General features: G+C 67.6%; 14 protein-coding genes and 1 tRNA gene. 8 read left to right on the top strand and 7 right to left on the bottom strand.

What is annotated here, in order from left to right; all coding sequences use genetic code 11:
• Positions 1 to 8 precede the first annotated feature (8 nt).
• The gene (locus IEY36_RS12125; protein WP_188967324.1) at positions 9 to 251 is read left to right on the top strand and encodes a hypothetical protein; all 243 of its coding nucleotides are present in this window, start codon (positions 9 to 11) and stop codon (positions 249 to 251) included.
• A gap of 175 nt (positions 252 to 426) precedes the next feature.
• On the opposite strand, the gene IEY36_RS12130 is transcribed toward IEY36_RS12125, so the two are convergent.
• The 3 genes from IEY36_RS12130 to IEY36_RS12140 all read right to left on the bottom strand — a co-directional run bounded on the left by IEY36_RS12130 (position 427) and on the right by IEY36_RS12140 (position 3651).
• The gene (locus IEY36_RS12130) at positions 427 to 2292 is read right to left on the bottom strand and encodes a pilus assembly protein TadG-related protein (RefSeq protein WP_188967325.1); all 1866 of its coding nucleotides are present in this window, start codon (positions 2290 to 2292) and stop codon (positions 427 to 429) included.
• Complete coding sequence (locus tag IEY36_RS12135) at positions 2289 to 2837, bottom strand: hypothetical protein (protein ID WP_229681269.1); 549 nt, start codon at positions 2835 to 2837, stop codon at positions 2289 to 2291. Before IEY36_RS12135 ends, IEY36_RS12130 begins: the two co-directional genes overlap by 4 nt.
• A gap of 109 nt (positions 2838 to 2946) precedes the next feature.
• On the bottom strand, positions 2947 to 3651 hold the full coding sequence (locus IEY36_RS12140; RefSeq protein ID WP_188967327.1) for a TadE/TadG family type IV pilus assembly protein: 705 nt from the start codon (positions 3649 to 3651) through the stop codon (positions 2947 to 2949).
• Positions 3652 to 3758: 107 nt separating this feature from the next.
• Here IEY36_RS12140 and IEY36_RS12145 point away from each other — a divergent pair, with 107 nt between their 5' ends.
• Together IEY36_RS12145 and IEY36_RS12150 are read left to right on the top strand one after the other, a co-directional pair.
• The gene (locus tag IEY36_RS12145; protein ID WP_188967328.1) at positions 3759 to 4322 is read left to right on the top strand and encodes a LemA family protein; all 564 of its coding nucleotides are present in this window, start codon (positions 3759 to 3761) and stop codon (positions 4320 to 4322) included.
• A 9-nt stretch (positions 4323 to 4331) separates the two neighbouring features.
• Positions 4332 to 5456 carry a M48 family metallopeptidase gene (locus IEY36_RS12150; protein ID WP_188967329.1) on the top strand — a complete coding sequence of 375 codons (1125 nt, stop codon included), beginning with the start codon at positions 4332 to 4334 and terminating at the stop codon, positions 5454 to 5456.
• A 14-nt stretch (positions 5457 to 5470) separates the two neighbouring features.
• On the opposite strand, the gene IEY36_RS12155 is transcribed toward IEY36_RS12150, so the two are convergent.
• The 3 genes from IEY36_RS12155 to IEY36_RS12165 all read right to left on the bottom strand — a co-directional run bounded on the left by IEY36_RS12155 (position 5471) and on the right by IEY36_RS12165 (position 7050).
• The gene (locus tag IEY36_RS12155) at positions 5471 to 5671 is read right to left on the bottom strand and encodes a DUF1059 domain-containing protein (protein ID WP_188967330.1); all 201 of its coding nucleotides are present in this window, start codon (positions 5669 to 5671) and stop codon (positions 5471 to 5473) included.
• A 240-nt stretch (positions 5672 to 5911) separates the two neighbouring features.
• Positions 5912 to 6556: an aspartate/glutamate racemase family protein gene (locus IEY36_RS12160; RefSeq protein WP_188967331.1), complete on the bottom strand. Its 645-nt coding sequence runs from the start codon at positions 6554 to 6556 to the stop codon at positions 5912 to 5914.
• The gene (locus IEY36_RS12165) at positions 6553 to 7050 is read right to left on the bottom strand and encodes a hypothetical protein (protein ID WP_188967332.1); all 498 of its coding nucleotides are present in this window, start codon (positions 7048 to 7050) and stop codon (positions 6553 to 6555) included. Before IEY36_RS12165 ends, IEY36_RS12160 begins: the two co-directional genes overlap by 4 nt.
• Before the next feature lie 165 nt (positions 7051 to 7215).
• On the opposite strand from IEY36_RS12165, the gene IEY36_RS12170 reads away from it, so the two are divergent.
• The 3 genes from IEY36_RS12170 to IEY36_RS12180 all read left to right on the top strand — a co-directional run bounded on the left by IEY36_RS12170 (position 7216) and on the right by IEY36_RS12180 (position 8964).
• A tRNA-His gene (locus IEY36_RS12170) sits at positions 7216 to 7291 on the top strand.
• A 65-nt stretch (positions 7292 to 7356) separates the two neighbouring features.
• Positions 7357 to 8142, top strand: coding sequence for an SDR family NAD(P)-dependent oxidoreductase (locus IEY36_RS12175; protein WP_188967333.1), 786 nt, complete (start codon positions 7357 to 7359; stop codon positions 8140 to 8142).
• 267 nt (positions 8143 to 8409) lie between these two features.
• Positions 8410 to 8964 carry a DUF4347 domain-containing protein gene (locus tag IEY36_RS12180; RefSeq protein ID WP_188967334.1) on the top strand — a complete coding sequence of 185 codons (555 nt, stop codon included), beginning with the start codon at positions 8410 to 8412 and terminating at the stop codon, positions 8962 to 8964.
• 11 nt (positions 8965 to 8975) lie between these two features.
• Here IEY36_RS12180 and IEY36_RS12185 read toward each other — a convergent pair whose 3' ends face one another.
• Positions 8976 to 10160, bottom strand: coding sequence for a pyridoxal phosphate-dependent aminotransferase (locus tag IEY36_RS12185; protein ID WP_188967335.1), 1185 nt, complete (start codon positions 10158 to 10160; stop codon positions 8976 to 8978).
• Positions 10161 to 10443: 283 nt separating this feature from the next.
• Here IEY36_RS12185 and IEY36_RS12190 point away from each other — a divergent pair, with 283 nt between their 5' ends.
• Both IEY36_RS12190 and IEY36_RS12195 read left to right on the top strand, forming a co-directional pair.
• A complete protein-coding gene (locus IEY36_RS12190) occupies positions 10444 to 11253 on the top strand; it encodes an aspartate dehydrogenase (protein WP_188967336.1) in 810 nt (269 codons plus the stop codon).
• A gap of 232 nt (positions 11254 to 11485) precedes the next feature.
• Entirely contained in the window at positions 11486 to 12136 is a 651-nt protein-coding gene (locus IEY36_RS12195) for a hypothetical protein (protein ID WP_188967337.1), read from the top strand.
• Positions 12137 to 12227: the final 91 nt, after the last annotated feature.

The following is a 12227-nucleotide window of genomic DNA, read 5'->3' on the forward strand; positions in this document are numbered from 1 at the left end:
GGCGCTTCATGACCGAAGCGCACACAGTGATGCTCCGCCGCAGCTTGGCGCTGCTGGCGGCGGAGCCCCATCAGGCTGGCCCGGCATTAATGATGATGGCGGTGGAGAAGCACATCGCCTTCTCCGAGGGCGTTGCGGCGGCCGGCTTGGCCGCCGTGAGCGGCGCCTCGCCGGAGGTTGTGATGGCGGCCGCCCTGCGCCCGGCGCGCAAGCAGGTGCGGCGCAACGTGCGAGGGAAGGGGCTGGCGTAAAGCCGCGTCAGTTCGCGTGGAACCGCCGTTCGGGTCCGCTCAGCGGCGATGAGCCGCTGCCGATGCCGTATCTGGCATACCGAAATCCGTTCAGTTGACTCCGGCTGAACGGGCGCGGCCCGATACCCGCTGGGGGTGGTTTCCTCCGCCCAGGCTGCCTGCCGCCCCGCCCCGACTATTCGACCAGGCGCAGGCTGCTCAGGGAATTGGCGATTTCGCTGAACGCACCCTGCAGATCCGAGGCGGATGGAGCCTCCAGGTAGTAGGGCGATTGCGGCGTGCTCGCGCAATTCTGCAGCATGGTCTGCTGGGCGGTACTGCCAACTTCGAAGCCGATCACATAGATCCTGATGCGGTGGCTCGCCGGCGTGTTGCTGTCGGCAACGGAGCGCGTTGGATTCTTCATCGCCGCGCAGACATCGGCAAGGCGGGTGTCCAGGCGTGTATCGGCGGTGGTCTGCGTCGCGCTCGTCATCGCCGTCACGCCGGTGAAGTCGGTGTTCCAGTTCGTGACGTCATGGGGCGGCATCGCGTTGTTCGTGACGCGGCCATAGGCGTTGTAGAGGAGGTCGGTCGCTGTCGGCGATGCGCGGACGGAGGCGCCGGCATAGGGTGCCTGCCAGTTGTTGTCGCCGTCAGTCAGGATGACCACCGCCTTGACCATGTTGCGCGTATTGTAGGCGAGCGGCAGCGTGCCGAATTCTTCGCTTGTCGGGCTGTTCGGCCACCAGGTCTGCCAGTTCGGGCTTAGCGTGTACCAGGCACCCTGCAGGCCGGTCACGATGGTGGTGCCGCCGCTCTTGACCGGGGCGGTGATGGCATCGACGGCGCTCTGGACCGTCGCGCGGCTGGCCGTGAGCGGCAGGATGGGGCTCTGTGCGCACAGGGTGTTGCGCCCGGCCGCAGCCTCGGTCGAATCATTGCTCATGCCCGCGGTCAGGCCGTTGCTGATGCGGGTGGCGTATTCGGCATTGTAGTTGGCGTTGCTGGTGGGGGTCGTGACCAACGCAGCGCCGACGACCGAGTTCCAGTCATTGTCGCCGCGGCAGAAGCGCACGGGATAGGCGGTGGTCGTGGTCGCGCTCGCCGAATCGTACATGTTGACCGTGATCGAGCCATACGCATTTGCCGTCGTGCAGAGATTGGCGTCGCCGGCATAGGGCAGGGTGCCGGTCGCCATCTGCCAGGCCGTCGCATTGCGCGCCAGCTGCACGATGGCATCGGTCGGTGAGGTCTGGACCACATTGCGGCCGTTGCCCGTGGTGGTCCGCGCCCAACCCACCTGGCGGAAGGTGCTGGCGTAGAAGTAGGGCCGGAACTGGCCGGCGGTGGTCGCCGGGCTGATATCCGTGATGTCCTGGCCACCGCGCCGCGCTTCGACGCAGCCATTCCAGCGCGCCAGGTCCCAACCCGGCGGCATGTTCGCGGTGTTCAGGAAGTTGCTGTTGCCCGGGCCGACGTTGATGGTTCGCGCGAAGGGCACCACCGATACATAGAAGTTCCGTTTGGTGTCGGCAGTGCCGTAGAGCGTGTCGAGCATGGTGCGTACGGCCGCCTGCGCCGCCGCGAGCTTGGCGCCGCGCATCGACGAGGTCTGGTCGAGCACGATCGCCAGTTCAAGCCCTGAGGCTTCGCGCTGGGCGAGAGTCGTCTCCTGGACCGAGGTGTTCGACCGGTCGATGATGCTGAACAGCGTCGTACCGATGGTGGCGGTTGCGGTCACCCGCACCTGCGTATCGCTGATCCGAGCGATCACCGGCTGGACCGGCGTGGTCGCCACGGTTGAGCCGAGGTAGCTCGGTGATCGGCCATTCTGGTTGAAATTGGCCCAGAACAGCGCCCGCGTGGCGGCTTCGTCGACCGTCGTCGTCATGGTGCGCGCGGCGACGAGGCTCGCGGCATCGACCGCGGTCTTGAGCCGGGCGTTCAGCAGCCAGATCCGGGTCAGGTCGATGGCCAGCCCGGCACAGCCGATGACGGGCACCATGACGACCGCACTGACGGCCGCGATGGCACCGCGGCGGTCGATCTTGGCTTTCATGCTGTGCAATCCGGAGTTGCGCTGGTCGTGGGCGCGGTTTGCAGCGTGGTGGCGTCTGGCGCACGCGAGAGGAACAGGGTCGTCCCATAGATGACCGATGGCAGCACCGGGCCGATCAGGCCCGCACTCAGCGCGAAGGGCTGGACGATGGCATAGACCTCGGTGACCAACAGCGTCTGGTTGGCCGGGACGACGAAGCTGTTGGAAACGGACGCGGTTCCGCCCACCGTCGTGCCCAGGCGGCTGACCTGCGAGGTGCTGCCCGTGCGCATCTGCCAGGACAACACGTTGCCCGTGCCGGCGGTATTGCGGCGCACGGCACTGATCGTCACGGAACCGCCGGTACCGCTGTTCACGTCGATGACGCTGCCGGCGATACGCTGCGCCTGAGCCCAGAAATTGTCGCGGTCGCCGGGGGTGGTGATGGCCCGGCACTGGGACACGATCTGGCCGATCTGCACGGCGATCGTCTCCGTCCTCAGTTGGGCGCGGAAGACGCGGATCAGATCCGCGCCGGCCAGAGCGATCAGGAAGAAGAACGGCACGAGCAGCGCGAATTCCGAGGCTACGAGCCCCTCGCGGTGGAGCGTGCGGCGGCTGGCGCGCCGTCCAACCGGCCGGCACCGGCCCGCATCCGGCAGGCCGGATAACGCTCTAGCAGGCAGCATTTTCGAAGGGCTCGTTCTTGACCATCAGGAAGGCTTGGTGCGTGAAGGAATCGCCACCGAACAAGGAGGCCGCGACCAAGCCAGTGATGAAGGGCTGCCGGTAGGTGAGGGTATAGGCGATGATTTGGCCGCCCGACCCGGCGCCCTGTGTCCCGGTCCCGGTGCCGGCGCCTGAGACATTCGGCCAGGCCGCGGTGGTGACCGTGAGATTGGCAACCTTCAGCATGCCGCCGGTGGACTGCGTCACCAGCCAGATGATGTTCTGCGACCGGCAGGTGGGCACGTTCTCCTGCCCGGTGGTCTGCCACGATGGCGGCGTGTTGCTGCCGGTGATGCCATAGCGGCTCGCCCGCAGCGCCGCGTGGTCGAGCGCGGCCCCGGTCGCCAACTGCCAGGCCACTTCCATGCAGCCGATGACAATGATGAAGAACGGGATCGAAATCAGCGCGAATTCGGTGGCCGCCACCCCGCGGCGGCCGAGCGGCTTGCAGAAGCGACGGACAATCCTTCCGCGGATGGGCGGTCGGTTGATCAGGCCTTCGGCGAACATGATGACAGGGCCGTTTTGGGTTCGACGAGAGAGGGATGTTTTGTTAATTTGATAACATGACGTAAATTCCAATAAATGATCCGTTTCAAGTAAACACAAACATTTGAACACTTGGCGACGCTGTGCGTCAGGTAACGCCATGCGGCTGGCATTGGCGCGCGGGGCGAATAGCCTCTGGCCAGGATGCGCCGGCGCCGGCAGGGTTCCCCCGGGCGGCCCCGGCGCCGCAGAGGAAGGAGCCGCAAGGCATGGGCTGGATTGTCCTCGGCATCATCGCCGTCATCATCATGTGGCTGGTGATCGTCTATAATCGGCTTGTCACGCTGCGGCAGGTGACCGGCCAGTCCTGGTCGGATGTCGACGTCCAGCTCAAGCAGCGGCACGACCTGATCCCCAACCTAGTCGAGACGGTGAAAGGCTATGCCGCGCACGAGAAGACGACGCTCGATGCGGTGATCCAGGCGCGCAACGCCGCCGTCTCGGCCCAGGCGCAGGGCCCGGCCGCGGCGGGGCCGGCCGAAGGCGCCCTTGGTGCCGCCCTGGGAAGGTTGTTCGCCCTGTCGGAGGCCTATCCGGACCTCAAGGCCAACCAGAACTTCCTGTCGCTGCAATCCGAACTCTCGGATGTCGAGAACAAGATCGCGGCCTCGCGCCGCTTCTACAATTCATCCGTCGCCGAATACAATGCGATGACCGAGAGTGTTCCGGCCGTGTTTTTCGCCCGTTCCATGGGTTTCCAGCAACGCGGCTTCTTTGAGGTTCCCGAGGCCGAGCGCGCCGTCGTCCAGGCGGCGCCCCAGGTGAAGTTCTAGGAGGCCGCCATGCAGGCCTTCGGCCTGCGCACCCACGCCTGGAACACCGCTTGGCGGTCGATGCTGCTGCTGGCCGGCTTCCCGCTGCTGTTGGCGGTGGTCGCGCTCGGCCTCGGCATGATCTTCGGCGGCGAGCAACGCGATCTCGGCCGCGCCCTCGCCAACGCCCTGCGCAACCTGCCCGGCATCTATGTGGCGTGTTGCGGCGTGGCGATCATCTGGTTCGCCATCGCCTGGGCGGCGCATAACCGCATCCTCGACTGGGCGACCGGTGCGCATCCGGTCACCCGCGCCGAGGAACCGCGGCTGTGGAATCTTCTCGAGAATCTGTGCATCTCGCGCGGCATGCGCATGCCGCGCCTGGCGGTGATCGAGACGGCGATGCTGAACGCCTACGCCGCCGGGCTGTCCCGCGAGACCGGGGCGGTTACCGTCACGCGCGGGCTGATCGATGCGCTGGACGACCGGGAACTGGCGGCGGTGCTGGCGCACGAACTCAGCCATATCCGCAATGGCGATGCGCGGCTGGGGCTGATCGCGGCGGTCTTCGTCGGTGTCATCTCGCTCGGCTTCGACATGATGACCCGCTCCAGCCGTGTCGCCCGGGCCGAGCGTCGCGGCGGATGGCGGGTCGAGGGCAATTCGCGCAACGCCGGCTGGGCCGCAGTGATTGGCGTGTTGATGATCTCGCTCGCTTGGCTGCTGGCGACAGCGTTGCGCATGGCGTTGTCGCGCAACCGCGAATTCCTCGCCGATGCGGGAGCGGTGGAACTGACTGCGGACCCGGATGCGATGATCACCGCCCTGCGCAAGGTCGAAGGCCATGCCGCCATGCCCGAGGTATCGCCTCAGGTGCGCGCCCTGTTCCTCGAGGATGCGTCGGACAACGCGCTCTCCTCGCTAATGGCGACCCACCCGCCGATCGGCGATCGCGTCGCGGCGCTGGTGAAGTTCGCCGGTGGGCGCGATCCCGGGCCGATCGAAACCGCGGCCGTCGCGGACCTGCAGACGCCCGCCTGGGCCCAACAGGATGCGACAGATGAGACGGTCCGCGTCGCGCCCGCCGTGTCACCGTGGTGGCAGGGGCCAGCGCAGGGCGATCGCGGTAGCCGGTCGCCCTGGGAGCCGCGCTGACCGCGCCGTGGCCGTCAGGCGCCAGCCGCCGTTGCTGGTTGATCTTCTCGCATCGCTAGGCGGATGCGGGCCTTCAGCCTGTCCGAGATGATCGTCGCCTCGTGCTCGGCGCGGGCATGTGACATGGCCTTGGCCATCAATTCATCCTCGCCATCGGCGTGGATCACATGCGGGCAGCCCGGGAATACCGAGCCGCAATAAAGGACTTTGCTCATGCGAGCCTCCTTCCTGTGCGGTCGCTGGGTCGCGGCCAGGGAGGCATATGGGGCCGGCGCCGGCCGCCCTGAACCCGGCTCACCGGACGGTGTTCTCGCGCTGCGCCGCGGTACGCGTGACGCTCAAGGCATATCCCGCCCGGGTGGAAGAACTGGACCGGATGGGGATGCGGGCCGCTGCCGCCTGGTCCGAAAACGCTCCCAGGCGGAGCCCGGGAGCCGGGCCGAACGATGTCCGCTTCAGGCCCCGAGCAACCGCTTCAGCTTCAGTACGGCACTGTCGGGCGTGGTCAGCACCGGCTTGCCGGTCGCCTGCTCCACCATGGCCTTCGCCCGCGCCAGGCTGAACTGCCCGAGGGCGATGGCGTCGCAATCGGCCAGCGCCTTCGATGCCTCGGCGGCCAGCCGGTCATGCGTGGCGGTATCGCCGGCATCGAGCGCCGCCAGCCCGCCCTCGGCCACCTTCGGCACTACGGTGATGCTGGCCGGGAACTCCGGTGTCATCGACGGGATGGTGCCCTGGAAGGTCACCAGCAGACCGATGCGGCGCCCCATGGTCACCGCTTCCTCGATCATCGCCTCATTCGGCTTGAGCACCGGCAGGGGCGCGAGGTCGGCCGCGACGGCCTCGATGCAGGGACCGAAGGCGGAGCAGGTGAACAAGATGGCATCCGCCCCGGTCCCGGCGGCGTAGCGCCCCAGGGCCAGGAAACGCTCGGTCATGCGCGGCGTCAGCGCCCCCTCCCGCGCCAGGTCGGCCGAGAGGCTGTCATCCAGCAGGTTCATCAGGATCTGGCCGGGCCAGAGCCGCGCGAAAGCCGCCTCGATCGGGGGCGGCGAGTGCCGCAGCGCGTGGATCAGCGCGATGCGCTTCGGCTGGCTCACCGATTCGGGCTCCCGCAGCGGCGCAGCGGGGAGGGCATTTCACGGCAGTTCGGGAAGACGATCTCATCCGGCCCGACCTGCTCCACCTCAAGCGTATCGGGGCCGCCGGGGCAGCCGAAGCCGATCTCGGGCGGCAGGCGGCTGCCGGCCGGGGCCGCGGGGATGAAGCGGAAGCTGGTCGCGCCCGGCCGCGTCGCCGCCGTCTCCAGGAAACGCTGGCGATAGGCGGGGTCCAGGATACCGCTGCGCATCACCACTTCGCGCGTGAAGATCACGGTGGGCTGTGCAAAGCAGCGCGACCCTTCGGTCTCGCCGGGCGGGTACAGCCCGCCGGTCCACGATCCGAACAGCCATTCATGCGGCGTTGCGGATTGCGCAGGGGCCGGCGCCGCGGCCGTGGCGGGCGGCTGGGCAGGCGCCGGGGCCCGTTGCGCCACCGCGCTGGTGGCGAGCAGCGGGGCGGCGAGGATCAGGCAGCGGGCAATATGTCGCATAGGCATGCTCCTTCCGGCGCGGGACTGGCGGTATGGCCTGTCCGGTGGGGTTGCGGCAAGCGGGCGGCGCGCGATAGGAGCCGCGAACTCGGGCCCCGATGCGCGCCGATCACACGCCCGGTTGACGGGACAGGGGCTGCGGCCGTATCTCCCGCCCCCTCGGTGGCGGCCATAGCTCAGTTGGTAGAGCGCCAGGTTGTGGTCTTGGATGTCACGGGTTCGAGTCCCGTTGGTCGCCCCACCCCCCCCTCGCTTGCGTGTCGCGCGGTTCCGGTCAGGATGCCGGCAACCGAAGGGGGAATTTCCATGCAGCTTTCATTGAACGGACGCGCGGCCATCGTCACGGGTGGCTCGAAGGGTCTCGGACTTGCGATGGCCAAGGCGTTTGTCGAGGCCGGTGGCCATGTCGCGCTGGTGGCGCGCGGGGCGGATGCCCTGGCCAGTGCCGAGGCCGAACTGCGCGACGCCGCGCCGACCGCCAGGATCACCTCGATTGCCTGCGACATCCGCACGGTGGAAGGCTGCGAGCAGGCCTATGCCGGTGCTGTCCGTGCACTCGGCCAGGTGGACATCCTGGTCAACAATGCCGGCACCTCGCAGCGCGGGCCATTCCTCGAGGTCAGCGACGCGCTGTGGCAAGACGACCTCGACCTCAAGCTGTTCGCCGCGATCCGCCTGTCCCGCCTGGTGCTGCCGGGGATGAAGGACCGCCAGTGGGGCCGCATCATCAACGTGCTGAACATCGGGGCGAAGGCGCCCAAGGCGACCAGCACGCCGACCTCCGTCTCGCGCGCCGCGGGCATGGCGCTGACCAAGGCGCTGGCCAACGAATTCGCGCCCCACAACGTGCTGGTGAACGCCATGCTCGTCGGCATCATCGAGAGCGACCAGTGGGTCCGCCGCCATGCCGCCGACAAGCGCAACATCACCTGGGAGGAATGGAAGGCCGAGCAGGGCAAGCCCGTCCCGCTCGGGCGCATCGGCAAGGCGGAGGAATTCGCGGCCATGGCGCTGCTGCTCGCCTCCGACATGGGCGGGTATGTGACCGGCACGGCGATCAATGTGGATGGCGGGTCCTCGCCGGTGGTGTGATGCGAATGGCATGAGTCTTTGCCTCATACCGAGGCCGCGAATGCGGCCCGCCGGAAGACCTGCGTGACGCCGGAGGCGTGCCTCCGGCTCGAAGCCAAGACAACCGGAGGTTTGCGCTCGCCATCCGAGGGCGCGAAAAATCGAATACCGGCGGTCGAAGCATTCGGCCGCTGGTATGACCCCGGACACGATGGACCGGATGTGAAACGGTTCCTCGCGACGGTGGCCGCGTCATGGTGGGGATCCCCGAGCAGGAGGAACTCCGCCATGATCCCGATCCCGCAACCGGCCCTTGCGTTGAACTCCAGCGACTTCCCTACCTCCAGCCACTACACGATGGAGCATGAGGTGTTGGTCCGGCGCATCATCCGCCCGGAGGCCATCGTCGACATGGTCAGCGCGGCGGCGCGCTCAGGCAGGCTCCACGCCGTCATCATCAATGCCCATGGCATGGCGGGACCCGACGGCGTCGCGCTCGGCACCGGCCTGCATCTGGGCAATGTGCATCTTTGGGGCGCCGTCCACGGGCTGATCGAACGCATCTGGATGTGTGCCTGTCAGGTGGCCGACACGCTGGACGGCCAGCGCTTCTGCCAGTCCCTTGCCGTGGTGACGGGCGCCGAGGTGGTGGCGAGTTCTGACCCGCAGAGCGTCGGCGGGGCGGACCGGGAATTCGCCTTCGACTGGAACTGGCGGCTTGCCCGCATCCCGCCCCTGCAGATCGACGATTTCGAGGGGCACGTGATGCTGTGGGGCCCCGACGGCGTCGTGCAGGACTACGCCCCCAACCCGACCATCCCCGCGCCGAGTTGCCCGACCTGACGCACGGCGCTTCAGCGCGCGAAGAACGCCTGCAGCCGCCGCGTCGCCTCACGCGCCAGCGCTGTATCCACCGCGAAGCACAGCCGCAGATGGCCCTGTCCATCCGGGCCGAAAGCCGTCCCGGGCGCGAGGCCGACCTTCGCCTGCCGCAGGATGCGGATCGCCAGCGCCTTGGCGTCGGTCTCCCCCTCCACCGACAGGAACAGGTAGAACGACCCTTCCGGTGCCGCGATGCGGATGCCGGGGATGGCCGACAGCCCCTCGACGAAGATGTCCCGCGCCGCGCGGCAGCGCGTGACCATGGTGCGGATGAAATCGTCGCCCTGGTCGAGTGCCGCGATGCAGGCATGCTGCAGGAAAGTCGGGATCGAGGTGGTGTTGTACTGCCCGAGATTGTCGAAGACCTGCGCCAACCCCTCGGGGAAGATCAGCCAGCCGGCGCGCCAGCCCGTCATCGCCCAGTTCTTCGAGAAGGTGTTCGCCACCAGCAGTCGGTCGGACGGCTCGCACACCTCAAGGAAAGAGGGCGCGATCGCATTGCCGTAGGTGAAGTGGTTGTAGACTTCGTCGGAGACCAGCCACAGCCCGCGCGCCCGCACCAGGTCGCGCAGCGCCGTCATCTGCGCCCGCGGCATCACCCAGCCAGTGGGGTTGGAGGGCGAGTTGATGGCGATCGCCCGCGTGCGCGGCGTGATCGCCGCCGCCACCTCATCGAGGTCGAGCTCGAAGCGCCCATCCGCCCGCATATGCAGCGGCACCGGCACCGGCACACCGCCGAGCAGCCGGATGATGGCATCGAGGTTCGGCCAATGCGGCGCGGGATAGATCACCTCCTCGCCCGGGCTGAGGATCGCCTGCATCGCCTGCATCAGCGCATTGATGCCGCCGGCGGTCACGGTGAAGCGGTCGGGCGCCACCTCCACGCCCCAATGGCGACGGTGGTAGTCGGCGAGCGCCTGGCGCAGCCGCGGCAGGCCGGTGGACCAAGTGTAGCGCGTGTGCCCCTCCACCATCGCCTTGTGCGCGGCCTCGGTGATGAAGGCCGGTGTCGGCAGGTCGCCTTCACCCACCCAGAGCTTGATGACCTCCGGATCCTCGAAGCCGAGATAGGCGACCTCGGCGATCTCGTTGGGCGCGAGGTCGCGGATGCGGTCGGGGAGGCTGTCGCGCGGGGCGAGCGGTGCGGTATCGGACATGCGGGGCGGTTTGTCGCCGATGCAGCCGTGCCGGGGCAAGCGTCGCCTGTGCGGCATCGGCGGAAACCTGGCGCGCTGTCTTGGCGAGGCGCAGAACGAGGCGATCCAGGCCCGACCGGCCGGGATGCCTTGTGGGACGCGGCTCTTCCACGCCGGGGCTGGGAAGGCGGCGCCTGACGAAACGGCCCAGCGCTGACGCCTCGCGATCCGGCGGCAGGATCACCACCCCTTCGGGCTCGCTGCGAGCCGTGCTAACGCGCTGCCCTTGGTCACGGAGGGTCACATGGCGCAGCAATTGACGGTCGGCATCGCGGGACTGGGTGCGATCGGCCTCCATCTGGCGCGGGCGCTGGATGCCGGCGTGCAGGGGCTGCGCCTCGCCGCCGTGTCCGCCCGCGACCTCAACAAGGCGCGCCGACTGATCGAGGGCTTCGCCACGCCGCCGATGGTCGTGGCCAATGCCGAACTCGCCGCCTGCGACATCGTCGTGGAAGCCGCCCCCGCCATCGCCTTCGAGGAGATCGCCACCGCAGCCATCGAGGCCGGCAGGATCTTCGTCCCCTCCTCCGTCGGCGCGCTGCTGCCGCGCATGCACCTCGTCGAGCGCGCCCGGCAGACCGGCGCGCGCATCATCGTGCCGACCGGCGCACTGCTTGGCCTCGATGCCGTCCGCGCCGCCGCCGAGGGTGATGTCGAGAGCGTCACCATCGAAACCCGCAAGCCGCCGCGCGGTCTCGAAGGTGCGCCCTATCTGAAGTTGCACGCCATCGACGTGTCGGCCATCACCACCGCGACCCTCGTCTTCAAGGGCAATGCCTTCGACGCGGCGCAGGGCTTCCCGGCCAATGTGAATGTCGCCGCCGCCCTGGCGCTGGCCGGCATCGGGCCGGAGCGCACCATGGTCGAGATCTGGGCCGACCCCGGCGTGACCCGCAACACCCACACCATCCGCGTGGAAGCCGCCGCCGCACGGCTGACCATGACGATCGAGAATGTGCCGAGTGAGGAAAACCCCCGCACCGGCAAGATCACGCCGCTGTCGATCGTGGCGTGTCTTCGCGGGCTGACGAGCACCCTGAAGGTGGGGTCCTAGAGCAGATCGCGCCTGACTGTGCTCAGTCAGGCGCATAAAGAGGCTCGCTCAAACAAGAGGTTAGAGCGGTCACGGCATCGGGTCGTGCCGGCGCGTGATGTGCGATGGTATGGTGCTGCTTTGGCCCGAGTGTCTGTTTGGGAATGCGCCACAGGAGGCAATCCCAAATACGGCAATCGGCTCGCATTCCGTGTGAATTGGCAGGAATGTGCGGGAAAGGGCAGAGATTCAAGTGGCTGAAACCGACAGCACCAAAGCTGTGGCTCGAGATGGCCGTCGTCGCCTTCCTCGCATGAGCCGAGATGAGATTGCGCTCTTGCGGGACGTCGTTCGTGTCAGCCGGCGTGTCTCGGAATTTGGCATAGGCGGTTCGACCGCATTGTTCCTGAGGTCCGGCGTCGAGAAACTCGTGTCGGTGGAGACCGACCAGGCATGGATCGAGTTGATGCGTTCCGACCCCGATGTGCTGGCAGCGCTCGAAGCGGGGCGTCTTCACCTGCAGCATGTCGATCTCGGGCCGGTTAAGCCCTGGGGTTACCCGGCGACGCGCGAGAAATTTGACCAATGGTGCACCTACGCCAGAGCCCCGTGGCCTCTATGGGAAAGCCTTCAATGCGACCCGGATCTGGTGTTGGTCGATGGTCGGTTTCGGGTCGCCTGTGCAGCGCGTGCTGCCGAGTTCTTCATGCGAAAATCGCGAGGCGGCGGCGCCAGAATATTGGTGCACGACATCGTGGCCGAGCGTGTCGGGTACCAGAAATTGTTCAATTTTCTTGAGCCGATCCAATCGGCCGGGAGCCTGTTTCTGTTTCAATGTAAATCGGGAATTGGCGTCTCGGAAGTGGCGGCGATCGCCGAGGGCGAGGAGGCCAACCCGGCCTGACCATCCGCGGACTGCGCCTTTTCGTGTCAGGCGACGGACGCCGCCATCCTGATCACGTCGCGATCCTTGTTCAGGCGACAGCGCCGAGGAT

The sequence above is a fragment of the Neoroseomonas lacus genome (genome assembly GCF_014644535.1).
GTDB lineage: Bacteria > Pseudomonadota > Alphaproteobacteria > Acetobacterales > Acetobacteraceae > Neoroseomonas > Neoroseomonas lacus.

What these genes read in the sequence shown, in the direction of transcription:
- IEY36_RS12185 (WP_188967335.1), bottom strand. Translation starts at nt 10,160, where the DNA reads ATGTCCGATACCGCACCGCTCGCCCCGCGCGACAGCCTCCCCGACCGC.
- IEY36_RS12125 (WP_188967324.1), top strand. Translation starts at nt 9, where the DNA reads ATGACCGAAGCGCACACAGTGATGCTCCGCCGCAGCTTGGCGCTGCTG.
- IEY36_RS12130 (WP_188967325.1), bottom strand. Translation starts at nt 2,292, where the DNA reads ATGAAAGCCAAGATCGACCGCCGCGGTGCCATCGCGGCCGTCAGTGCG.
- IEY36_RS12145 (WP_188967328.1), top strand. Translation starts at nt 3,759, where the DNA reads ATGGGCTGGATTGTCCTCGGCATCATCGCCGTCATCATCATGTGGCTG.
- IEY36_RS12140 (WP_188967327.1), bottom strand. Translation starts at nt 3,651, where the DNA reads ATGGCGTTACCTGACGCACAGCGTCGCCAAGTGTTCAAATGTTTGTGT.
- IEY36_RS12150 (WP_188967329.1), top strand. Translation starts at nt 4,332, where the DNA reads ATGCAGGCCTTCGGCCTGCGCACCCACGCCTGGAACACCGCTTGGCGG.
- IEY36_RS12155 (WP_188967330.1), bottom strand. Translation starts at nt 5,671, where the DNA reads ATGAGCAAAGTCCTTTATTGCGGCTCGGTATTCCCGGGCTGCCCGCAT.
- IEY36_RS12190 (WP_188967336.1), top strand. Translation starts at nt 10,444, where the DNA reads ATGGCGCAGCAATTGACGGTCGGCATCGCGGGACTGGGTGCGATCGGC.
- IEY36_RS12165 (WP_188967332.1), bottom strand. Translation starts at nt 7,050, where the DNA reads ATGCGACATATTGCCCGCTGCCTGATCCTCGCCGCCCCGCTGCTCGCC.
- IEY36_RS12180 (WP_188967334.1), top strand. Translation starts at nt 8,410, where the DNA reads ATGATCCCGATCCCGCAACCGGCCCTTGCGTTGAACTCCAGCGACTTC.
- IEY36_RS12175 (WP_188967333.1), top strand. Translation starts at nt 7,357, where the DNA reads ATGCAGCTTTCATTGAACGGACGCGCGGCCATCGTCACGGGTGGCTCG.